At 68.9% G+C, this 22754-nt stretch carries 20 protein-coding genes; 14 read left to right on the top strand and 6 right to left on the bottom strand.

The genetic code is table 11. The annotated features are described in order from the left end of the window. Positions 1-26: 26 nt before the first annotated feature. The 3 genes from ACXRVZ_RS22640 to ACXRVZ_RS22630 are packed head-to-tail and all read left to right on the top strand — an operon-like array spanning position 27 to position 2104. Entirely contained in the window at positions 27-1043 is a 1017-nt protein-coding gene (locus ACXRVZ_RS22640) for a DnaJ C-terminal domain-containing protein (RefSeq protein WP_458232849.1), read from the top strand. 5 nt (positions 1044-1048) lie between these two features. Beyond that, on the top strand, positions 1049-1366 hold the full coding sequence (locus ACXRVZ_RS22635; RefSeq protein ID WP_457423556.1) for a chaperone modulator CbpM: 318 nt from the start codon (positions 1049-1051) through the stop codon (positions 1364-1366). Between the two features lie 42 nt (positions 1367-1408). Further along, positions 1409-2104 (top strand): VIT1/CCC1 transporter family protein, encoded by a 696-nt coding sequence (locus ACXRVZ_RS22630; protein WP_457423554.1) that lies wholly within the window; start codon positions 1409-1411, stop codon positions 2102-2104. A gap of 147 nt (positions 2105-2251) precedes the next feature. Here ACXRVZ_RS22630 and ACXRVZ_RS22625 read toward each other — a convergent pair whose 3' ends face one another. Both ACXRVZ_RS22625 and ACXRVZ_RS22620 read right to left on the bottom strand, forming a co-directional pair. After that, the gene (locus ACXRVZ_RS22625; RefSeq protein WP_457423552.1) at positions 2252-2659 is read right to left on the bottom strand and encodes a hypothetical protein; all 408 of its coding nucleotides are present in this window, start codon (positions 2657-2659) and stop codon (positions 2252-2254) included. A gap of 82 nt (positions 2660-2741) precedes the next feature. Beyond that, positions 2742-3167, bottom strand: a complete 426-nt coding sequence (locus ACXRVZ_RS22620; RefSeq protein ID WP_457423550.1) for a hypothetical protein — start codon at positions 3165-3167, stop codon at positions 2742-2744. 193 nt (positions 3168-3360) lie between these two features. On the opposite strand from ACXRVZ_RS22620, the gene ACXRVZ_RS22615 reads away from it, so the two are divergent. The 6 genes from ACXRVZ_RS22615 (at position 3361) to ACXRVZ_RS22590 (ending at position 10216) form a co-directional block, all read left to right on the top strand. After that, positions 3361-4269 carry a DUF6929 family protein gene (locus ACXRVZ_RS22615; protein WP_457423548.1) on the top strand — a complete coding sequence of 303 codons (909 nt, stop codon included), beginning with the start codon at positions 3361-3363 and terminating at the stop codon, positions 4267-4269. Between the two features lie 31 nt (positions 4270-4300). Further along, on the top strand, positions 4301-5551 hold the full coding sequence (locus ACXRVZ_RS22610) for a M20/M25/M40 family metallo-hydrolase (RefSeq protein WP_457423546.1): 1251 nt from the start codon (positions 4301-4303) through the stop codon (positions 5549-5551). Between the two features lie 450 nt (positions 5552-6001). Then, positions 6002-7846 (top strand): thiamine pyrophosphate-binding protein, encoded by a 1845-nt coding sequence (locus ACXRVZ_RS22605; RefSeq protein WP_457423545.1) that lies wholly within the window; start codon positions 6002-6004, stop codon positions 7844-7846. Positions 7847-7851: 5 nt separating this feature from the next. Next, positions 7852-8616 carry an SDR family oxidoreductase gene (locus ACXRVZ_RS22600; protein WP_457423544.1) on the top strand — a complete coding sequence of 255 codons (765 nt, stop codon included), beginning with the start codon at positions 7852-7854 and terminating at the stop codon, positions 8614-8616. Then, entirely contained in the window at positions 8616-9410 is a 795-nt protein-coding gene (locus ACXRVZ_RS22595) for a citryl-CoA lyase (protein ID WP_457423542.1), read from the top strand. The genes ACXRVZ_RS22600 and ACXRVZ_RS22595 overlap by 1 nt, the downstream gene beginning before the upstream one ends. Further along, entirely contained in the window at positions 9407-10216 is an 810-nt protein-coding gene (locus ACXRVZ_RS22590) for a hypothetical protein (protein ID WP_457423540.1), read from the top strand. The genes ACXRVZ_RS22595 and ACXRVZ_RS22590 overlap by 4 nt, the downstream gene beginning before the upstream one ends. On the opposite strand, the gene ACXRVZ_RS22585 is transcribed toward ACXRVZ_RS22590, so the two are convergent. Beyond that, a complete protein-coding gene (locus ACXRVZ_RS22585) occupies positions 10213-12321 on the bottom strand; it encodes a TonB-dependent receptor plug domain-containing protein (RefSeq protein WP_457423538.1) in 2109 nt (702 codons plus the stop codon). The two genes, ACXRVZ_RS22590 and ACXRVZ_RS22585, sit on opposite strands and share 4 nt — an antisense overlap. Positions 12322-12722: 401 nt before the next feature. Between ACXRVZ_RS22585 and ACXRVZ_RS22580 the strand changes: the two genes are divergently transcribed. From ACXRVZ_RS22580 to ACXRVZ_RS22565, 4 genes are all read left to right on the top strand, one after another. Beyond that, positions 12723-13697 carry an ABC transporter substrate binding protein gene (locus ACXRVZ_RS22580; RefSeq protein ID WP_457423536.1) on the top strand — a complete coding sequence of 325 codons (975 nt, stop codon included), beginning with the start codon at positions 12723-12725 and terminating at the stop codon, positions 13695-13697. 1 nt (position 13698) lies between these two features. Further along, a complete protein-coding gene (locus ACXRVZ_RS22575) occupies positions 13699-15360 on the top strand; it encodes an ATP-binding protein (RefSeq protein WP_458232848.1) in 1662 nt (553 codons plus the stop codon). Between the two features lie 93 nt (positions 15361-15453). Beyond that, complete coding sequence (locus tag ACXRVZ_RS22570; protein WP_458232847.1) at positions 15454-15720, top strand: hypothetical protein; 267 nt, start codon at positions 15454-15456, stop codon at positions 15718-15720. Positions 15721-15793: 73 nt separating this feature from the next. Then, the gene (locus ACXRVZ_RS22565) at positions 15794-16147 is read left to right on the top strand and encodes a hypothetical protein (RefSeq protein WP_457423530.1); all 354 of its coding nucleotides are present in this window, start codon (positions 15794-15796) and stop codon (positions 16145-16147) included. Here ACXRVZ_RS22565 and ACXRVZ_RS22560 read toward each other — a convergent pair. The 3 genes from ACXRVZ_RS22560 to acnA all read right to left on the bottom strand — a co-directional run bounded on the left by ACXRVZ_RS22560 (position 16144) and on the right by acnA (position 21320). Continuing rightward, positions 16144-17364, bottom strand: a complete 1221-nt coding sequence (locus ACXRVZ_RS22560) for a potassium/proton antiporter (RefSeq protein ID WP_457423528.1) — start codon at positions 17362-17364, stop codon at positions 16144-16146. The two genes, ACXRVZ_RS22565 and ACXRVZ_RS22560, sit on opposite strands and share 4 nt — an antisense overlap. 2 nt (positions 17365-17366) lie before the next feature. After that, positions 17367-18494 carry a mechanosensitive ion channel family protein gene (locus ACXRVZ_RS22555; protein WP_457423526.1) on the bottom strand — a complete coding sequence of 376 codons (1128 nt, stop codon included), beginning with the start codon at positions 18492-18494 and terminating at the stop codon, positions 17367-17369. A 114-nt stretch (positions 18495-18608) separates the two neighbouring features. Beyond that, on the bottom strand, positions 18609-21320 hold the full coding sequence (gene acnA / locus ACXRVZ_RS22550) for an aconitate hydratase AcnA (protein WP_457423524.1): 2712 nt from the start codon (positions 21318-21320) through the stop codon (positions 18609-18611). 77 nt (positions 21321-21397) lie between these two features. Between acnA and ACXRVZ_RS22545 the strand changes: the two genes are divergently transcribed. Beyond that, positions 21398-22747 carry an MATE family efflux transporter gene (locus ACXRVZ_RS22545; RefSeq protein ID WP_458232846.1) on the top strand — a complete coding sequence of 450 codons (1350 nt, stop codon included), beginning with the start codon at positions 21398-21400 and terminating at the stop codon, positions 22745-22747. Positions 22748-22754 lie beyond the last annotated feature (7 nt).

The raw sequence follows: 22754 nt of genomic DNA, 5'->3' as shown, positions 1-22754 counted from the left end.
ATCCAACGCTGAAGAACCCGCGCCTGATCCCGCACCCGCCGGATCACACTGACGACACCGCCGAGGGGAACGCTCGGGAATTCAAGGACTTATTCGCCACGCTCGGGGTGCAGCGATGCGCCACCCAGGACGAGATCAAGCGCGCCTACCGCAAGTTGGCACGCAAGTTCCACCCTGACGTCAGCAAGGAGGCGGATGCCGAATCGCGCTTCAAGGAGGTGGCCGAGGCCCATGAAGCCCTGATCGACCCCGAGCGCCGTGCAGCCTACGACGACATCAGCCAGCGCCACGTGCGTGGCGAAACCTTCGAGCCACCGCCGGGTTGGGACAGCGGCTTCGAGTTCAGCGGCCGGGGCGGCGCCGGGCCCGGCGGGCAGCAAGCGCCCAGCGCCGAGGACTTCAGCGCCTTCTTCGAGTCCATCTTCGGGCGCGGTGGGCCGGGCGCACGGCCCGCTGCAGGCGGCCGCCGGCAGGCGCCCGGCAGCGACCACCACGCCAAGGTGATGATCGACCTGGAAGACAGCTATCGCGGTGCGCGCCGCACGATCTCGCTCCGCGTGCCGGTCGTCGACCTCCAGGGGCATGTCGCCCTGCATGACCGCCAACTGGAGGTCAACATTCCGCCCGGCGTGCGCGAGGGGCAGCACCTGCGCCTGGCGGGCCAGGGCGGCCCTGGCCACGGCGGCGAGCCTGCGGGCGACCTGTACCTGGAGATCGCCCTGAAGCCGCATCCGCAGTTCCGGGTCGATGGCCGGGACGTGTATGTCGACCTCCCGGTGTCACCCTGGGAAGCCGCGCTGGGCGCGACCGTCGCGGCGACCACGCCCTCCGGTGAGGTGCACCTCACGATTCCCGCCGGCTCCATCCAGGGCCGCAAGCTGCGCCTGAAGGGCCGCGGCCTGCCGGGCAAGCCGCCGGGTGACCTGTATGCCGTGCTGACCCTCACGCTGCCGCGCGCTGGCTCCGACGCGGCCCAGGCCGCCTACACCGCGCTGCGGGCAGCATTCCCAGACTTTGACCCGCGCGTGGCGCAGGAAGGATGACAACCATGGCCGACAACTCAAGTGATGTGATCGACGCTGTCATCGTCGAGGAAGAGATCGTCTTCAGCCTGAGCGGCCTGTGCCAGGCCGCCGGTGCGAGCCCGGCCCAGGTGCTGGCGCTGGTCGACGAAGGCGTGCTGCAACCCGACGGCGCCGCGCCGCAGCACTGGGCCTTCACGGGGCCATCGCTGCGCGCGACGCGCACGGCCTTGCGCCTGAACGCCGACCTTGCCCTCGGCACCGCTGGCGCGGCCCTGGTGCTCGACCTGCTGGAGGAGATCGCTGCCTTGCGCGCCAGGCTGCGGCGCGCCGGCCTCGAGTGACGCGTTGCCCAGACCCACCCACCCCTGACGGAAAGTTGCGCCATGCCCGGTATGCCCATTGAAAGCCATCGCACGCACAGCATCGGCTGGCTGCGCGCCGCCGTGCTGGGGGCCAACGACGGCATCGTCTCCACGGCCAGCCTGATCCTTGGCGTGGCGGCCGCCAATGCCGCGCCAGGCGCGGTGCTGGTGGCGGGCGTGGCCGGGCTGGTGGCCGGCGCGATGTCGATGGCGGCGGGGGAGTACGTCTCGGTGAGCTCGCAGTCCGACACCGAGCGGGCCGACATCGCGCGCGAACGCCAGGAACTGGCCACCGACGCCACCCGCGAGACGGCTGAACTGGCGGGCATCTACGTGCAGCGCGGCCTGGCCCCCGACCTTGCGCAGCAGGTCGCCCGGCAGCTGATGGCCACCGATGCGCTCGGCGCCCACACCCGCGACGAGCTCGGCATCTCGGAGGCGGCCGCCGCCAGGCCCTTGCAGGCGGCGTGGGCATCGGCTGCCTCATTCACCGTCGGGGCAGGCCTGCCCCTGCTCAGCGCCTGGCTGGCGCCGCAGCAGACCCTGGTGCTGATCGTTGGCGCCACGTCGCTACTGTTCCTGGCGCTGCTGGGGGGGCTGGCGGCCTACACGGGCGGCGCCCCCATCGCACGCGGCATCGTGCGGGTCACGTTCTGGGGCGCGCTGGCGATGGCGATCACGGCGGGCGTCGGCAAATTGTTCGGGGTGGCTGTGTGACAGGCTGAAGCGCTGCCAGCTGAGCGGGAAGGCCTTGGCTGGCTGCCCCTGCTGGCCATGCAGATCCTGTGGATCAACCTCGTCACCGACTCCGGCCCCGCCTCCCGAGTGAAGGCTTGGGCGCCGCTTTTGGGCGACGCCGTACGTTCACTTTTTAGCCCGCTCTTTTGCTTCCAGGCTACCGCGTGCGGCGGCCTGGAGATACAGCGAGTTGGCAATCTTCATATCCTTCTTGGCACCAAAGCAGCTACCTGACTCAAACAGCATGCCTAGCGTGAACAGTGCGTCAGGCTCCTTCGATCTTGCTAAGGCTGCCACAGCGTTCACCATCAATGCATTGCCTCCAGCTTTATAGATTTCAGGACTCTCCATGAGCAGCTGCATCTGGGGATTCTTCATGACTGGCAGCACAGCTATCAGCCCCAGGCAGTTTTCTCTGGCCTCTTGTCCCTCGGCTATGGGGGGCAACGTCCAATCTGACTGACCAAATGCGAGAGGCGACGAAGCCATTCCCATTGCTGCTATTGCACATCTCAGTGCACGCGCTTTTTGCATTGAATCTTCCTCTCGCGATTGAGAAATCCCCACCAGAACCGCTGTGCAATTCGCCATTGCTCCAGAGTGAGCGCGGCGAAGGCTAGGCCTTGCTCTGCTTCCCTGCGGTTGGCGCCTGCTTTGACAGGCGAACTCTTGGCATCACTGCAAACACCAGCAGCAGCGCAACGTAGGCCGAGCCAGATACCTTGTCTCGGCTGGCAATGAACTCGGCGAGCGTTTTGTCTTGCAAGACGGTTGCCAACGCCAACTCGGCGGCCACGGTGAGTGCCAAGGCGAGCCCCCCCGCCATCAATGACCTGCTCGGCGAGCCAATTTCAGGAAAACGGCGAAGGATGTATCCGGCGGCCAGGTAGATGACCGTTGCCATGATCGGCATCTCGGCAAGCTCCGCCCATCGCTCTCCGATGCTCGGTACGAGGAACGGAACCCGGACTACGCCAAGACCGAAGCCTGTACTGAGCACGATGGCGAAATAGATGAGGCCCGCTTGGATGGTCTTTGACACTGCTTCGGGCCGCGATGGCATGTTGCGAGGCCTAAGGCTACGCCGATTTGGGTCCTGGCTGGCGTGCGACCAGCAATTGCAGCAAAGCAGTCTCAGCCGGACGCCCCACCGGGCTCCACCGCCTCAGCCTGGCATCGACGGCGCTCTTCTGGCGCGACTAGCATCGCCCGCATGTTTGCCAGGGAGCTTTGCCATGCTGGAAGTCCGAGTCGTCCGAACCCTGTCCGTCGAGACAAATGCCGCTCCGGGCCACCTCAGCGCAGCCAGCGGCTTGGTTCAGGTGGGGCAGCGGCTGTTTGTCGTTGCCGATGACGAGCACACGCTGGCTGCGTTTGACTTGTCGGGCGACCGCCCTGGCCGGCTGCATCGGCTCTTCGGCGGCGAACTGCCCGACAAGCCCAAGGCCCGCAAGGCTGCCAAGCCGGACCTGGAGGCGTTGGCCCATCTGCCGCCCTGGCCGGGCTACCCGCAGGGCGCGCTGCTGGCCCTGGGTTCCGGGTCCCGGCCGCAGCGCCAGCGAGCGGCGCTGCTGGCTTTCAACGAGGCGGGTGAGATCGAGGGCGCCGTGCGCGAGATCGACCTCTCGCCCTTGTACGAGCCGCTGCACGCACGGCACGAGCAGCTGAATATCGAAGGCGCCTTCGTCGCTGCCGACCGCTTCTGCCTGCTGCAGCGGGGCAACCAGGCCAGCCCGGTCAATGTGCTGATCAGCTATGACTGGCCGGCGATCCAGGCCTGGCTGGGCGGCGCGGGGCCGGCGCCCGAGCCGGTGTCGGGCCACCAGTACGAACTGGGCGACATCGACGGCGTGCCGCTGTGCTTCACCGATGGCGCGGCGCTGCCGCACGGGGGCTGGGTGTTCTGTGCGGCGGCAGAGGCCACGGATGACAGCTATCTGGATGGCCCGTGCCGAGGGTCGGCCGTCGGGGTCGTGGCGGCGGATGGGCGGCTGCTCGGTATGTGGCCACTGTCCCTGCGCTGCAAGGCCGAGGGCATCGCCGTGATCGTGGAGAACGGCACGCTGCATCTGCTGCTGGTGACCGACCCGGATGACCGCGACGAGCCGGCTCTGCTGCTCTCGGCGACCCTGGCCATTGAATAGGATCGAGCCACCTCACTCCAAGCTTCCCACCATGGCTTCCAAGAACGCTTTCGTTGCCGCCGCGCTGGCCACAGCCTGCCTGACCGCCTTTGCCCAGCTGGCACCCGTCGATGCGGCCGACCCCGTCGCCCCGCTCGTCAACCAGTTGGAGCTGGACAAGTACAAGGCCACCATCAAGGGCCTGACCCAGTTTGGCGACCGCCGCCAGGGCACGGCGCGCAACCGCCAGGCACTGGACTGGATCGAGGCCCAGCTCAAGAGCTATGGCTGCACGAACACCGAGCGGCTGCGCTATGACTTCACCGAGCCAGTCAAGCGCGGGCCGGTGCAGTTGCAACCGGTGCGGGCCGGCGGCCCGGCGGCGCAAGGCGGCGGCACGCTGTTCGGCAAGCGCGCGCCCACCGGCGTGAACACCGACCCGATGGCCCAGCCCGACGAGAAGCTGCGCGCGCTGAACACTGAGCAGACGCCGCTGGGCACGTCGCCGCGCGAAAGCGTCTATTGCACCAAGGTCGGCACGACCAAGCCCGACGAGATGTACATCGTCTCCGCCCATATGGACGGCATCGGCTTTGGCGAGGCAGCCAATGACGACGGCTCGGGCACGGCGCTGGTGATGGAGCTGGCGCGCATCTTCAACGCGCCGGGCGTGACGACGGAGCGCTCCATCCGCTTCATCCTCTGGAACAACGAGGAGACCGGCCTGAACGGCGCCTATGCCTATGTGGCCCAGCGCAAGGACTTGCAGGGCATCGAGTCGCCCAAGGGCTCGGGCCGCTACCCGGAGCCGACCTGGCTGGGCATGATCCAGCACGACATGATGATGTTCGACCACGGCATGCCCGTGCCCAAGCTCGACGCCGCCGGCAAACCGGTGCTCGACGCGCGCGGCCAGCCGGTCTACACGGCGCCCAAGGAGCAGCGCGCCGAGGCCGACGTGAACATCGAGTTCCAGGTGAATGCCAAGCAGGCCGAGGGCGCGGCCAAGCTGGCCTGGGCCCTGCGCGCGGCCAACGAGAAGTACGCGACCGACTACCCGGCTGCGGTTGGCAACCGCATGACCAACACCGACTCCACGCCCTTCATGGACCTGGTGCCGGCGGTGTCGCTGCGCGAGAACGAGCGCGGCATGCAGATCGGCGCCGGCTGGAACCCGCATTGGCACCAGCCCACCGACCTGTTTTCGACCTACTCGGACAAGGACTTCCTGCTCGGGCTGAATGCCGCGCAGACGACGCTGGCGGCGGTGGCGCAATTGACCGGAGCAAGGGTCAAACCGTGACAGGTTGTAGGGCGTTTTGACGCCCTTTCAGGCACGGCTGAAAAGCTCTCGGCCGCTGCCTCTGCAGTGTGGACTAGTTCACGACTTGTCCCCGCGTGCCTCGTGTTTTCCCGCATTCGCGGGGATGTGGGTAAGTTTCACCTCGATACAGTTGCGTTCACTGCGCGGTGCTGAGGCTTCACGCGCAGGCTAGAGATGACGCGGGGCTTAAGGCAACGCTGAACAAGTCCCGCGCGGGGACTTATTCAGCGTCGCCTCAGGCCCACAGCGCACGCAGGGGGGGAGCAAGGCCATTGGCATCTTGTGTCCATTGGTCGTTCCAGGGTCCACCTCGGTGGGCTCCTCATTTCCTGATGTCGTGCGGACACCGCCGGTGCCAGCTGCCCCAAGCAGCTGTGCCGCAGCCGTCGCGGTGTCCTTCGCCTACCGCCTGCCGACTGCTGCTGCCCCGTGGACTCAAATACTGCTCTCGCCCCTTTCTATGCCGACGCGCCCGACACGGCGCGCGAACCCGCCGCCCGTGACGCCGCCGACCTGCTGGTCGAGGCGCTTGAAGCCATCGGCGTGGAATACGTCTTCGGTGTGCCCGGCGGCGCCATCGAGCCGCTGTACAACGCCCTCGCACGCAGCGGCCGGCGCGGCGGCCCGCAGGCCGTCGTGGCCCGCAATGAGCAGGGCGCCGCCTATATGGCCGACGGCTATGCCCGCGAGACCGGCAAGATCGGCGTGTGCATCGCCACCTCGGGGCCGGGCGCCACCAACCTGATCACCGGCGTGGCCTGCGCCTATGACAACAACGTGCCGATGCTGGTCATCACCGGCCAGCCTCCGATCAAGAACTTCGGCAAGGGCGCATTGCAGGAATCGAGCTGCACGGGCATCAACACGATGGCGATGTTCCGCCCGTGCACGCGCTACAACTCGCTGGTCTCGCACGCCGAGCAGTTGCCCATCAAGCTCTTCAACGCGTTGATGCATGCGCAGCGCGCGCCGAGCGGCCCGAGCCACCTGTCCATCCCGGTCGACATCCTGCGCCAGCCGCTGCCCGACGACCTGGAGACGCCCGACTTCGCCGGCCTGCTGCGCCGCGCGCCGGCCCTGGTGGACCTGCCCGCCGTGCGCCAGCTGGCCCGCCTGCTGTTCTCGGCCCGCCAGCCGGTCTGGCTGATTGGCGACGGCTGCGGCGAGGCCGGCAACGAGCTGATGCAGCTGGTGCAGCGCACCGACGGCCACTTCATCGCCACGCCGGACGGCAAGGGTTTCATCAATCCGCGCCACCCGCGCTTTCGCGGCGTGTTCGGCTTTGGCGGTCATGACAGCGCTGCCGAGCTGCTGTCCAGCGCACCCGACCTCGTCATCGCGCTGGGCACGGGCTTCGGTGAGTTCAACAGCGGTGGCTGGTCGTCCTCGCTGCTGAACAGCCGCCTCGTGCATGTGGACGACAGCGACGAGAACCTGATGCGCTCGCCGATGGCGCGGCTGCATGTGCGCGGCCACATCAAGTCGGTGTGCGAGCAGTTGATTGCGCTGCTGGCCCCCTCGAGCAGCGGGCAGGACGGCCAGCTGCTGCCCTTCGTGCATCCGCAGATGGCGCGCCAGGCCTACGAGGCCATGGTGGACAGCCCCCAGGCCACCCTCAGCGACAGCGCGCCGGTCAAGCCGCAGCGCCTGCTCGCCACGCTGTCCGAGCGCTGCCCGCCGCAGACGCGCTTCGTCGCCGACGCCGGCAACAGCGCCGCCTGGGCCGTGCACTACCTCGCGCCGCACGACCAGCGCAGCGGCCGCCTGCCCGGCGGCCCCTTCCTGCCTTCTGGGCAGGAGCGGCGCACGCGCCCCTCCAGCTGGCTGCGCGTGACCATGGACTTCGCGCCCATGGGCTGGGCCATCGGCTCGGCCGTGGGCATTGCGATGGCCAACCGCCGCTGCCCGGTCGTCTGCCTGACGGGCGACGGCAGCTACCTGATGAACGGCCAGGAGATCACGGTCGCCGCCGAGCTGGGCCTGCCGGTGCTCTACGTCGTGCTGAACGACGGCGCTTTAGGCATGGTCAAGCATGGCCAGCGCCTGGCGGGTGCGGAGCCCATCGGCTTCGAGCTGCCCAAGGTCGACTTCGCCATGATGGCCGCGGCCATGGGCATCCCGGGCCATGTGATCCGCTCGCCCGCCGACCTCGATGCGCTGGACTTCAACGCGATCCTGTCGCGCGGTGGCCCGACGCTGCTGGACATCCGCATCGACGGCGAAGAGGTGCCGCCAATGAACCTTCGAATGAAAACCCTGGGTACTGCGAAATGAGCGAAATGAGCGATACGCGAACGTTGGCCGGCAAGACGGCCCTGATCACCGGTGGCAACAGCGGCATCGGCCTGGCCACAACCAAGCTCTTCATGGCGCAGGGCGCCAGCGTGATGATCACCGGCCGCGACGAGGCGACGCTGGCCGCGGCGCGCGACTCCCTCGGCCACGACCTGCTGGCCGTGCGTAGCGACGCCGGCAATCTGTCCGACATCGACCGCCTGATGGCGCAGGTGAAGGCCAAGTTCGGCCACCTTGACGCGCTGGTGCTGAACGCCACTGGCGGCTCGCCGGTGCCCATCGAGCTGATGACCGAGGACCAGTTCGACGCGATGAACAACGTCGCCTTCAAGGGCGTGTTCTTCGCCATCCAGCGCGCACTGCCGCTGCTGCGCCCGGGGGCGTCCATCGTCGTGACGACTTCCATCGCCAACCAGATCGGCGCGCCGGGCTTCTCGGCCTACGCGGCCTGCAAGGCGGCGGCACGTTCGCTGGTGCGCACCGCGAGCCTGGAGCTGGCCGCACGCGGCATCCGCGTCAATGCCGTCAGCCCCGGCCCCATCGATACGCCCGGCTTCGGCCGTTGGGACGGCGTGCCCCGCGAGGCGGTGGACGCCGCGCGTGCCGACCTGACGCAGCGCTCGCCCAGCCAGCGCTTCGGCACTGCCGAGGAAGTCGCCAACGCGGTGCTCTACCTCGCCTCGCCGGCTTCGTCCTATGTCGTCGGCACCGAGCTGGTGGTGGACGGCGGCTTCAGCCAGCTGATGTGATGGAGCAGGTCCGCACGAGCATCTGGCGCGAAGAGGCGGAACCCGCCGACCGCTTCGCGACGCGCGCCGCGCACTGCCGCGGCTACGACGTGTACGGCGACCTGCTGGGCCGCGCCCGTTGGGTCGACATGCTGTGGCTGCTGTTCCGCGAGGAGGCACCGACAGAAGCGCAGGCCCGCCTGCTGGAGGCGCTGGCCGTGGCCCTGGCCAATGCGGGGCCGCGTGATGCCGCGGTGCATGCGGCGATGTGCTCGGGGCTGGGCCGCTCGCCAGCAGCGGCGGCCTTGATGGCCGCACTGGCCGTGGGCGCCGGCCGCCATGGCGGCGCGCAGGAAGTGGCCGCGGCCATGACGATCTGGGACAGCCGCGCCGCGCCGGAGAGCGTCGCGCTGTGGGCCACCCACTGGCTTGCCGCAGCCGCGCCCACCTCGCCCATCTGGCCGGAGGCCGATCACCCGCCGGGCTTCGAGCCCAACGGCGTGGTCACCCCCGGCATCGTCTGCAATGCCTTGCAGCGCCTGGCCGACATAGCCGGCGGCCCGCGCCTGCGCTGGCTGGCTGCGCAGCGCCCCGAGATCGAGGCGGCGGTGGGCTTGCCGCTGGCGATGTCGGGCGTTGCGGCGGCCGCCTTGGGCGACCTGGGCTTCACCCCTGAGCAAGGCGAGATGCTGCACCTGCTGCTGCGCCTGCCCGGCGCGGCGGCGCATGCGCTTGAGCAGCGCGCCGGCAGCTACAAGGACTTCCCGTTCTTCGCGCTGGACTTGCAGGACGACCCGCTGAAGGAAGTGGCATGAACGAGCAAAAGACTTCGCCGCTGGAACAGCATGCCGGTGTGTTGACCACCCGCATGGGCGGCGCCTTCGTCGGCCAGCGTGCTGTGTTCCGCGGCCACGACCTGCATGCCGACCTGGGCGACATGGACTGGCTTGCGCTGTACGTTTTCGGCATCACCGGCCAGCGCTATACGGCCGCGCAGATCAAGGTGCTGCACGCGATCTGGGTCTTCACCAGCTACCCGGACGCGCGCATCTGGAACAACCGCGTCGCCGCGCTGGCCGGCAGCGCGCGCAGCTCGGGCAACCTGGGCATGGCCGCGGCGCTGGCCGTGTCCGAGGCCGAGATCTACGGCCGCGGCATCGACATCCGCGCCGCCACCTTCATCCAGCGTGCCCGGCAGGCGCTGGCATCGGGGGAAGGCGTGGACGCCTGCGTGCGCGAGGAGCTGAAGCGCCACCGCGCCATCGCCGGCTACGGCCGGCCCATCGCGGCGGGCGACGAGCGCATCGCGCCGATGCTGAAGCTGATCGAGCAGCAGGGGCTGGCCGATGGCGCGCACCTGCAGGCGGCGCTGGCCGTCGAGAAGCATCTGCAGGACGGGCGCTGGCGGCTGCGCATGAACTACGCCGCGCTGGCCGCCGCGCTGACGGCGGACATGGGCTTCACGCCGCGCCAGCACTACCAGTTCACCTTCCCGGCCTTCCTCGCCGGCATGCAGCCCTGCTACATCGAGGCGAGCGAACAGCCGGCCGGCACGCTGCTGCCGCTGGCCTGCGACAACATCGCCTACGAGGGGCCCGCACCTAGGCGTTGGGGCAGCTAGAAGCGATAGACCAACTGCACGTCCACCGCGCGACCGGCCATCGGCAGGTCGTAGGGGATGCCGGTACTGGCCAGGCTGGGTTCGCGCACATCGGCGTTGAACAGGTTGCGCATCGATAAGGCCAGGTCCCAGCCGGACTGGCGCAACGAGGTGCGCAGCGTCAGGTCGGCTGTGGTGTAGTCGGGCACGGGCGCGCGGTCATCGCCGGCCGCGCGTCGGCGGCCCGCCACGCGCTTGACCTGGCCGCTCAGGGACCAGCCCTTGTCGAAATGCCAGTCGGCGCGCACATAGGCCATCTGGTGCGGTGCGTAGCCGGCGTCATGGCCGGTGCTCTCGTCGACCGAGCGCTGGTAGGCGTAGTGGCCCGCCAGACGCAGGTTGCGCGCGACGTCGGCCACCAGCTCCAGCTCGAAGCCGTGGCCCCGTTGCTTGCCCAGGTTGGTGTATTCGCTGGTGCCGCCGCCGATGCTCTCGGCGCGGATGATGTCCGTCATCGTGTAGCGGAAGGCGCTGGCCTGCAGTTGCACCTGCGCGCTCAGCTGCCAGCTGAAGGACGCCTCGGCCGTGCTGATGCGCTCCGGCTTGAGCAGCGGGTTGCCGCGGATGACCGGGTTGTTGATGCTGTACTCCTCCGAGAACGACGGCGCCCGGAAGGCGCGGCCGATCAGCAGCTTGGCGGTCAGGTCCAGGCTGGCATCCCACACCAGCGCCATGCGCGGATTGGTGGTGGCGCCGAAGTCGCTGTAGTTGTCGCGCCGCACGCCGGCGGTGAGCGTCCAGTCCGGCGCCATGTTCCATTCATCTTGCACATAGGCATAGCTGACGCGACGCCGCTGCGGCGTGACGAAGGACTTGTCGACGGGGAACTCGACCAGTTGGCCGCCGGGGTTCGGCACCGGCAGCCCCTTCGCTGGCCCGGAGTCGATGACGGTGAAGTTCTTGAACTCCTGGGTGCGGTACATGTCCAGGTCGTCATGGCCTACGCCCAGCCGCAACTGGTGGCCAGCCAGGCCTGTGTAGCCCAGCACGGCAGCCACGCGTGTCTGGCGCTCCCAGGTGTTGGGCGCACCGAACATGCCCTGCGGGAAGCTGCCACCGAAGGCGCCGGGCGGGAAGACCTGCAAAGGCTGCGGGAACTGGTTGGTGAACTGGAAGTAGCTGCCCGTGAGGTTCAGCAGCAGCTGGGGCGCCAGCTCCACCTCGGACAGCGACGCGCTGGCGTTCCAGCGCTGGTTGCGGCCCTGGCCGACCGGGTCCAGCGCGCCGCCGGCGCCGGCGCCGGTGCCGATGTTGTCCCGGAGCATGTAGCCAGCGCGCACGCGCAGCTTGCCGTAGTTGCCCTCGACGTGGGCGTCGACCGCGTCATAGCCCGTGTTCACCGGCCCGGGGGCCAGGCTGGCCTTGGTGCCGAACAGCGCATCCAGGCCGCTTTGGGCATCGGCCTGCACGGTTTCCTTGAAGCCGTCGGTGTGGCCGGCGTAGAGGTAGGCGGCCACCGCCACAGGGCCCACCGCGCCGCCGTACTGCACCCAGCCATTGCGGCTGGCAAACGAGCCGGCGCGCGCGCCCAGCTCCAGGCCGGGCGTGTCTGCCGGGCCCTTGGTGACGATGTTGATGACGCCGGCATAAGCATCCGCGCCGTACAGCGCCGAGCCCGGGCCGCGGATGACCTCGATGCGGGCGATGTTGGCCACCGGCAGGCCCGACCAGAGCGTGCCGCGGTTGCCGATGAACATCGTCGTCATCGGCACGCCGTTGTAGAGCACCAGCGTCTGCGCATTGAACTCGCTGTAGATGCCGCGCACGATGTACAGCGGGTTGTAGCCCTGGTTGTTGCGGCCGACGTGGATGCCGGGCACGGTGGCCAGCACCTGGTCGATGTCTGTCGCGCCCATCAGCGCGATGTCCTGCGCCGTGATGACGGTGGCGACCGCGGGCGCCCGGCGCAACGACTGCGCGGCGCCCGTGGCGATGCTGACGGTCGTCTTGTCGCCATAGACCTGGGCCAGCTCTTCTTCTTCGCTCGGTGCCTGCGCGACCGCGAGCGACGACCCCACCGTGAGGCAGACGCCGCTGAGGAACACCTGGCCAAAGAAAGGTCGCATTGCCAGCTTCTCCGAGGTGGATGGTGGTGGGCGCGTATTGTGCTGTCGCCGCGCGGGCGGCAGAGCAAGGCGGCGCCTGGGGAGGGCAGCGCGATTCGTGAACTCTGCACGCGCGCCGAGGCAGCGGGATGTCGCCTGGCAGCCCTGTTGCCCAGCAGGCGCCGCCCAGAATCACCCCGGCCCGTCCGCATAATGCGCCGCGCTGCGCCTGGCATCGCATGCGGTGAATCCCGCATGCGCGCCAACCCAGCCCGGCGGGTGGTGGCATCGTGCGCGACTTGGCGGTATGTCCGAGGGGCGCTCATGCGCAGGTCGATTACCGTCGGCTGAATCCGGCCCCTTTGCATAATGCCGCCCACTCGTCCCGGTCCTTGCTGGACCTTTCACACAGCACTCCCCACTTGACCGAGCCCGGTTGCCCCACCCAAGCCACGCGCCGCGCCCTGTTGCGACAGGCCTTGGGCGGTGCCGTGGCGCTGGCGGGGGGCGGTGCTGCGGCGGCCGAGCTTGGGCGCTCGCTCGCCGTTGTCTACCCGGAGCTGGGCGAGCCCTTCCGCCAGGTCTTCGCCAGCATCCTGGAAGGCATCGAGGACAAGCTCGGCGGCTCGGTGGCCAGCTTTGCGATGGCCAGCAACGCGAACCCGGCCCAGGTGGTCGAGGACATCCGCAAGCGCGACCTGCAGGTGCTCATCGGCCTGGGTCGTGGCGGCATGCGCATCGCCAGCGCTCTTGCCGGCGAGATGTCCGTGCTGGTGGGCTGCGTCGTGTCGGTGCAGGAGGCCGAGGCGCGCAGCTTCCCCGTGCACACGCTGGCGCCCGACCCGGCCCTGATGCTGAGCCGCCTGAAGCGCCTGCGGCCCGGCACGCGGCGCGTGCACCTGGTCTACGACCCGCGCCTGAACGCCTGGCTCGTCAGGCTGGCGCGCGAGGCGGCCCGCGCCGAAGGCCTGGAGCTGCTGGCCCAGGAGGCCGCCGACCAGGCCGAGGCCTTGCGCGCCTATACGCAGTTGCTTGCCAATGCCGACCCGGCGCGCGACGCGCTGTGGCTGCCGCAAGACCCGACCACCGTGGACGACAACGCCGTGCTCTCGCTGGTGCTCAGGGAGGGCTGGAACCGCAACATCGCGGTGTTCTCCAGCCACGCCGCCCATGTCAAGCGCGGCGCGCTGTTCTCGCTCTACCCCGACAACCGCGAACTCGGCCGTTCGCTGGCCACGTCGGCCCAGCGGATGGCCGCCGCACCCAAGGCCGCCGTGGCCGGGGTGATGCCGTTGCGCCAGGCGCTGGCCGCCATCAACATCCGCACTGCGGCTCATCTGGGTATCGACGTGGCTGCAGTGCAGTCGAGTTTCGACCTGGTCTACCCCTCGAACTGAGATGACACGCCACCACCTCGACAGCCAACAGCCGGTCAGCATCCTGCCGGGTGACGTGCTGCCACCTCCGGCACCGCTGCCGCGACCGTGGCCGCTGCGCGTCTATGCGCGCTGGCTGCGCGAGGCCTCGTTCCGCCGCCACCTGAGCATGGCCGTCGCGCTGGGCGGGCTGAGCCTGGCCCTGCTGATGGCTGCCGTCAACGCCTGGCAGGGCGGCCGCCAGGTGCGCGCCATGCTGCTGGAGCAGGGCGGGCGCGTGGCGGGCAACCTGGCCTCCAACAGCTCGCTGGCGCTGATCTATGCGGCGGCCGACAACGCCGAAGAGGCCGTGCGCGCCTCGCTGGCCTTCCCCGACGTCACGGGCATCGAGATCCGCGACACCAACGGCCGGCTGCTGCTGGCCCTCGGCGCCGGGCGCGATCGCCCGCCCGCCGCACTGCCCCCGGCCCGCGCCGCCAGCGAGCCCTGGCTGGACGAGGAGACCGAGGACAGCTGGGCCTTCGCCGCACCGGTCTGGACGCGGCCCGAGCCTTCGCCCTTCGACGTCACGCTGCGCCCGGCCCAGCTGCTGGGCCATGTGCGCGTCATCCAGAGCAAGGCGACGCTGCACCGCACCCAGACCTCGCTCTTCATCGCCAACTTCGGCGTGGCCCTGCTGTTCGCGGCGCTTTTCCTGCTGGCCGTGCGCTACCTGGCGCTGCGCCTGACGCGGCCGCTGGCGGCGCTGTCCGACGCGATGGAGAAGGTCGAGGGCGGCGACAACGACGCCCGCGCCCCGGCCGGCGGCCCGCGCGACATCGCGGCCATGGCCCACACCTTCAACCGCATGATCGACGCGCTGCAGGAGCGCGAGACGGAGCTGGGCGCCCACCGCGACCATCTGGAAGAGCTGGTGCGCGCACGGACGCTGGAGCTCAGCGACGCCAAGGAGCGCGCCGAGGTGGCCAACGGCGCCAAGAGCCAGTTCCTGGCGCGCATGAGCCACGAGCTGCGCACGCCGCTGAACGCCGTCATGGGCTATGCCCAGATCCTGAAGATGGACGACGGCCTCACGCCCAAGCAGCGCAGCGGCCTGGACATCATCCACAGCAGCGGCCAGCACCTGCTGACGCTGATCGTCGACATCCTGGACCTGTCGCGCATCGAGGCCGGCAAGGCCGAGCTGCGCCTCGGGCCGGTGGAGCTGGCCACGCGCATGAATGCCGTGGCCGACATCGTGCGCGTGATGGCCGTCGACAAGCAGATCTCGCTGGACCTGCACCTCGACCCGAGCCTGCCCGCCGTCGTGCTGGCCGACGACAAGCGGCTGAGCCAGATCCTGCTCAACCTGCTGGGCAACGCCGTGAAGTTCACCCATGTCGGCGGCGTCACCTTGCGCGCGCTGGCGCTGCCATCGGTCGAGACCCTGCCGGGCCACGCCATGCTGCGCTTCGAGGTGGAGGACACCGGCGTCGGCATTGCGGAGGACCAGAGCGAGCGCCTCTTCGAGCCGTTCGAGCAGGCCGGCAATGCCGAGCAGCGCGTCGGCGGCACGGGCCTGGGCCTGGCCATCAGCCGCCAGCTGGTGCGCATGATGGGCGGCGAGATCCAGCTGGAGAGCCGCTTCGGCGAGGGCAGCCGCTTCTGGTTCGACATCAGCGTGCCGACGCAGAACGCGCCCTAGTCTCTGTCCTACAAAAGCACGCGCCGCGTTACACCTGCGGCGCACCCGCCGGGCCTACACCCGGCCAGACCCCGCCGGCGCAGAGTGACATCCATGCTTTCGTCACTCTCTGTGGAGGCCGTGATGTTCTCTGTACCCAACCAAGAAGCCTGCCGTGCTGCCGTCCCTGCGGCCACGCACCTGCTGCACTTCGAACCCCTGGCGATTGGTGATGCCGGCCTGGACATCCCCTGCGACCCGCAAGGCTGTGTCGGCCTGGACGGGCTGGGCGACAAGCTGCGCAACGACTACTTCTTTGCACGCACCCTCATCGGCCGCCTGTTCGCCGCACCGACCGTGCGCCACGCGCCCTGCGTCTAACGGCCTCGTCCTACGTAATCGTGGCAGCGCGCCCGATGGCGGCTGTCATATGCGTTCAGCATCATGGCCCGCCATGTCCAAGAACCCACCGACCTTCATGCCGCCGCTGCAAAACCTGCCAGTGGCCTTTGATGACATCGTTGACGCCGACCTTGATCTGCGCTTGAGTACGCCGTCCACGGTCGTCGTCAACGCCCGCCTGGAAGTCGAGGCTGCCGATGCCAGCGGCCCCAGCAGCATAGATCTCGCCCTCGTCATCCCGCGCTCGCAATGCCGGGGCGAACGGCCCAGCCTGACCGCGCTGCTGGACGCCGCGCGCGCCGCCGTGGCCCGCGCCCTGCGCAGCGGCACCACACCGTTGCTCTGCCTGCCACGCCGCGTTGTCACGCTGGTGGCCGGCCGCCCGCATCTGATCCCGATCTTCTAGTCCCGATTCAGCCGCAGCGCCCGCGCGAGCGGCGCCAGCGTCGGCCCCTGAATCAGCAGCGACAGCAGCACCACCAGGAAGGCGACGTCGAACAGCCGCCACGCGCCGGGGATGCCGGCCAGCACCGGGTAGGCGGCCAGCACGATGGGCACGCCGCCGCGCAGGCCAGACCAGGCCACAAAGCACTGCGAGCGCCAGTCGAAACCCAGCGGCGCCAAGCACAGCACGACCGCCGCCGGCCGCGCCAGCAGCATCAGGCCGGCCGCCACGACCAGGCCGGGCCCGGCGAGTTGCCAGACCTCGTGCGGCGTCACCAGCAGCCCCAACAAAAGGAAGAGCGCCGCCTGGGCCAGCCAGGTGTAGCCGTTGAGGCCGGGCAGGCTCAAGCGCGTGACGCGCTCGGCGCGATGGCGCACCAGCAGCCCGGCGAGGTAGACGGCCAGGAAACCCGAGCCGCCAAGGTTGTTGGTGGCGGCGAACAGCAGCAGGCCGACCGCCAACATCAACAGCGAGGCCAGGCCATCGTGATCGTCCGCCATCGGCAGGCGCCGCAGCCAGGCCGAAATCAGCAGGCCGCCGCCCACACCCGCCAGGACGCCCAGGCCGAGTTGCTGGCCCAGCAGCGGCGCCAGCACGGCCAGGCCTGACGCCGCCTCGGCCCCTTCAGCGCCGCCGCGTGCCCCCATCCAGGCGATGAGGCCGACGGTGAGCACCATGGCCACCGGATCGTTCATGCCCGACTCCACCTCGATGGTCGCAGCCAGGCGCGGCTCCAGCTTCAGCTTGCTGGCGCTGAACTGCGCGAACACGGCCGCCGCGTCGGTCGACGACACCGCGGCGCCGAGCAGCAGGCCCTGCGCCCACGGAACCTGCAGCACGACGTGGGCGAGCGTGGCGACCAGGCAGGCCGTGGCGGCCACGCCGACCGTGGCCAGCAGGCCGGCCGCCAGCATGCCTTCGCGCGCCACGATCCAGCGCGTGCGCAGGCCGCCGTCGAACAGGATCAGCGCCAGCGCGAGGTTGCCCACGTGGACGGCGAGCGTGTAGTTGTCGAAGGGCAGGCCCAACGGCCCGTCCACGCCGGCCAGCATGCCGACCACCAGGAACACCAGCAGGTGCGACAGGCCGAAGCGGTGCGTGTACAGCGCCCCGGCGATGGCGACCAGCACCAGCGCCGCGATGGCGGCCGTGAGCAGGTCGGCCCCGCCGTGACCCACGTTCAGCCCGCAGGCAAAGGATGGGCGCCGTGCGGCTGCTGCGCTGGGGCTGCGGCCACCTGCAGGCCGCCGATGACGTTGACCGCCTGGGCTGCAAACGCGAGGCGGATGCCGCGCTCCTGCAGCGCGCGCATCAGCGCCAGGTTCAACGCCTGCTGCCGGTCCATGTAGACGTCGTAATTCGGGTCCTTGACGCGGTAGACCACCTCGAAGTTCAGCGAGCTGTCACCGAAGCCCTTGAAATGGGCGCGGACGAGTTCGAGCTTGGGGTCGGCCTCGATCAGCTCCTTCACCAGCGGCGGGATGCCTGCCACCTCGTCGGCCGTGGTGTCCGAGGTGATGCCGAAGGCGAAAAGCACGCGGCGCGTCTGCAGTCGTTTGAAGTTGGCCACCGTGCGCTTGAGCAACTCGGCGTTGGACATGACGATCTGTTCGCCGCCCAGGCTGCGGATGCGCGTCGTCTTCAAGCCCACGCGCTCGACCGTGCCGGTCACGTCGCCCACGGTGATGGAGTCACCCACCTCGAAAGGCTTGTCCACCGCGATGGCGAGCGATGCGAACAAGTCGGCAAGGATGTTCTGCACGGCCAGCGCCAGCGCGATGCCGCCTATGCCCAGGGACGCGACGAAGGCGGTGATGTTGATGCCCATGTTGGACAGCACCGCCAGCACGACGACCACCCACAGTGCGCCGCGCAGGCCCCAGCTCAGCAGCGTGGCCGAGGCGGACAGCGTGCTGCTGCTGCCGCCCTGGCGCTGCTGCTGGGCGACGAGCACCTGCGACAGCGCCTGCTGGCACCACAGCCCCAGCTGCAGAGCGACGACGGCGAACCACAGCTGCGACACGCGGCCATGCCAGCGGTCGTCCAGCGGCAGCACGGTCAGGCCGACGAGCAGGCCCACGGCCCAGATCAGCGCGACGTTGGTTCGCTCCAGCACGCTGACGAGGCCGTCGTCCAGCGTGGTGTGGGTGCGCTTGGACAGCGCCCGCAGGCGCTGGATGACGAGCTTCAGCCCGAACCTGATGACGATGATGGTGACCATTCCGGCCAGCACGGCGGGCAACACGTCGGTCCAGTCCACATCGGGCATCGAGGCCGCGGCACGGTTCAGGAAATCATTCCAGGTCATCGCAACAAGTCTCAGCGGAGTTGCTAAGACGGTAGTTGCGCGAGCGCCGCGCGTCTGTCAGCCAGCCGCCCGTCGGGCATGTGGGCTTGGGCCGACAGACCGGTAGACCGGGAGCTACGCCGCGAGCAACTGCCGCAGCACAAACGGAAGAATGCCGCCGTGGAAGTAGTAGTCCACCTCGATGGCCGTGTCGATGCGCAGTGTCAGCTTCACGGCGATCTGCGAGCCGTCCGCGCGGGTGATCGTCATCACCGCATCGTCCTGCGGCTTGATCTCGTTGGCGAGCGTGATGTCGATGGTCTCGGCGCCTGTGAGGCCGAGGTTCTCCCAGCTGAAGCCCGTCTTGAATTGCAGCGGCAGCACGCCCATGCCGATGAGGTTGCTGCGGTGGATGCGCTCGAAGCTCCTGGCGATGACGGCCTTGATGCCCAGCAGCTGCGTGCCCTTGGCGGCCCAGTCGCGACTTGATCCCGTGCCGTACTCCTCGCCGGCAAAGATGACGGTGGGCGTGCCCTCGGCGATATAGGCCATCGCGGCGTCGTAGATGGTGGTCTGCTCGCCGTTCTTCAGCGTGTAGCCGCCTTCCGGCCGCGAGCCGTCAGCGCCTGCGGGCAGCATCAGGTTCTTCACGCGCACGTTGGCGAAGGTGCCGCGCATCATCACGTCGTGGTTGCCGCGACGCGCGCCGTAGGAGTTGAAGTCGGCCTTGTGCACGCCGTTGGCGATGAGGAACTGGCCGGCCGGCGTGGTCTCCTTGAACGAACCGGCGGGGCTGATGTGGTCGGTGGTGATCGAGTCGCCGAACAGCGCCATGACCTTCGCCCCCTGCACGCCCGATACCAGCGCCTTGGGTTCCATCGTGAAACCCTCGAAAAAGGGCGGCTGGGCGATGTAGGTGCTCTTGGGCCAGTCGTAGACCTGGCCCTTGGTGCCCCTGATGGCCTTCCACAACTTGCCGGGTTCCGTGGCCACCTTGTCGTAGTTGGCCTTGAAGGCGTCGGCGTCCATCGCGAACTTCATCAGTGCGTAGATTTCGTCGCTGTCGGGCCAGATGTCGCCCAGATAGACCGGCTGGCCTTTTTTGCCGAAGCCGACCGGCTCGGTCATCAGGTCGCGTGTCACGTTGCCGGCAATCGCATAGGCCACCACCAGAGGTGGGCTGGCCAGGAAGTTGGCCTTCAGGTTGGGGTGGATGCGCGCCTCGAAGTTGCGGTTGCCCGACAGCACGGCCGCGCAGACCAGGTCGTTGTCCTGGATGAGGCGGTTCAGCTCCGGCGTCAAGTCGCCCGCGTTGCCAATGCACGTCGTGCAGCCGTAGGCGGCGACGTTGAAGCCGAGCTTCTCCAGATAGGGCAGCAGGCCGGCCTTGGTCAGGTACTCGGTGACGATGCGCGAGCCGGGCGCCAGCGAAGTCTTGATGTGGGGTGAGACCGTGAGCCCCGCCTCCACCGCCTTCTTGGCCAGCAGGCCGGCGGCCAGCAGCACGCCGGGGTTGCTGGTGTTGGTGCAGGAGGTGATGGCGGCGATCAGCACGTCGCCGTTCTTGACCGGCAGGCCCGAGTCGGTCACATAGGGCCGGTTCAGCTTCTCGGCCGGCTGGTTGAAGCCGTTCTCGGCGATGGGCTTGCTGAACAGCTCGCCGAACTTGGCCGCCAGGTCGTTGATGGCGATGCGGTCCTGCGGGCGCTTGGGGCCTGCGAGGCTGGGCACGACGGTGCCGAGGTCCAGCGTGACGACGGAGGTGTAGTCGATGTCGCCGGCCTTGGGCACGCCGAACATCGCTTGAGCGCGCCAGTAGCCCTCGAAGGCGTCGATCTCGGCCTTGGTCCGGCCCGTGCCCTTGAAGTAGGCGATGGTCTTCTCGTCCACCGGGAAGAAGCCCATGGTCGCGCCGTACTCGGGCGCCATGTTGGCCATTGTTGCCCGGTCGGGCAGGGCCAGGCTGGCCGTGCCCTCGCCGAAGAACTCGACGAACTTGCCGACGACCTTGTGCTTGCGCAGGATCTCGGTGACGGTCAGCACCAGATCGGTCGCCGTCACGCCTTCGCGCAGCCGGCCGGTCAGCTCGAAGCCGACGACGTCGGGCGTCAGCATGTAGACCGGCTGGCCCAGCATGCCGGCCTCCGCCTCGATGCCGCCCACGCCCCAGCCGACGACGCCGATGCCGTTGATCATGGTGGTGTGGCTGTCGGTGCCCACCAGCGAGTCCGGATAGAAGATGCCGTCCTTGTTCTTGTGCACGCCACGCGCCAGGTACTCCAGGTTCACCTGGTGGACGATGCCGAAGCCCGGCGGCACGACGCCGAAGGTGTCGAAGGCCTGCATGCCCCACTTCATGAACTCGTAGCGCTCGCGGTTGCGCTCGAACTCCAGCTTCATGTTGAGGTCCAGCGCCTTCTTGGTGCCGTAGTAGTCAATCATCACGCTGTGGTCCACCACCAGGTCCACCGGCACCAGCGGCTCGATGGCCTTGGGGTTCTTGCCCATCGCCGCAGCCACGTTGCGCATCGCGGCCAGGTCGGCCAGCAGCGGCACGCCGGTGAAGTCCTGCAACACCACACGGGCGACGACGAAGGGAATCTCGTCCACGCGCGGCGCCACGGGCTTCCAGTTCGCGAGCTGCTCCACATGCTCGGCCGTCACCTTCTTGCCGTCGCAGTTGCGCAGCACGCTCTCCAGCACGATGCGCATGGAGATGGGCATGCGCAAGACGTTGGGGAAGGTCTTGGCCAGCTCGGGCAGGGAGAAGAGCTGGCCCGGCTTGGCGGACGCGATCTTGAACGGGACCAGGGTCTGGGCAAACGCATGGGCTGCGTGTTTCGGCATGGTTACTCCTTTACGATTCCGGCTCATTCTGGCGAGCTTGCTGTGACTTGTGTGAATCCTGCTGAGAGGCCCCGGTTTTGACCGCCTCTTCCGCTCGCCCCCGCCTCTTTCCGCTGACCTGGCCGTTGCTGCTCGAGCTGCTGCTGGGCATAGGCATCGGCATCATCGGCACGGCGCTAGCCGCGCGGTTGTCGGACAACAGCGGCGCCGCCTTCGGTCTGGCCAACCAAGTCTTCGCCGCCATCTTCGTGCTGTTTCGCGTCATCGGTGCCGGCGTCAGCGTGGCCGTCACGCAGGCGCTCGGTGCGGGCCGGCGCGACCAGGCCGACGCCGTGGCCCGCGCCGTCGTCGGCGCCAGTGCCTGGCTGGGCGTGGGCGGCGCCGTGATGGCGCTGCTGGCCGCCGGGCCGCTGCTGAACCTCGTCAATGCACCGCCCGAGGTCGCGCCGCTGGCCCGCACGCTGCTGCAAGCCCTGGCCCCGGCCCTGCTGATCGACGCATTGAACGCGACCATGTCCAGCGTTATGCGTGCCCATCTGCGCAGCCGCGAGGCGTTGGCGGTCGTCATCGTCATCCAGGTCGTCACGCTGGCCGTGGCGCTGCTGGCCATGCCGCACCTGGGCCTGCTGGGTTATGCGCTGGCCTGCCTGTGCGGCCGTGGCATGGGCCTGGCGCTGCACATCGTGCTGTGGCGCAGCCGGCTCAACCTGCGCCTGCAAGCGGCGGATTGGTGGCGCTGGGAGCGCGCGCCGCTGGCCACCGTGCTGCACATCGGCATCCCCGGCGCGGCCGAGAACATCTCCTGGCGCCTGGCCTTCATGACCAGCTTGGCCGCCGTGGCCCAGCTCGGCGCGTTGGCGCTGGCCACGCACGCCTACACGATGCAGTTCCTGCACCTGATCCTGATGTTCGGCCTGGCCATCAGTTTCGCGGTGGAAATCCTGGTCGGGCACATGATCGGTGCCGGGGAGCTGCACGCGGCGCACAAGTTGGTGCGCAAGTCGATGGTGCTGGGCTTCGTCGTCGCCATCGTCGTCTCGGGCAGCTTTGCGCTGGCGGGGCCCTGGCTGCTGAGGCAGTTCACGTCGGACCCGGCCATCATCAAGCTGGGCTGCACGCTGCTGTGGTGGACGATGCTGGTGGAGCCGGGGCGCATCTTCAACCTGGTCGTCATCAACGCGCTGCGGGCCACGGGGGAYGCCCRCTACCCGGTCATTGCGGGTTCTGCGTCCATGGCCATCGTGCTGGCCGGCGGCAGCTGGTTCCTGGGCGTGCACCTCGGCTGGGGCCTGGTTGGCGTGTGGATTGCTTATGCCGCTGACGAGTGGATTCGAGGCCTGTTGATGTGGCGCCGTTGGGCGACACTGGGCTGGCTCCCCCACGCCAGGGCCGCGCATCGCAGGTTGCGCCACGCCAGGGCAGGGTGAATCCGTA

It is taken from the genome of Roseateles sp. P5_E8 (genome assembly GCF_054177665.1).
The sequence above is the reverse complement of the archived record's forward strand: the minus strand, read 5'-3'. Positions and strand labels throughout refer to the sequence as shown.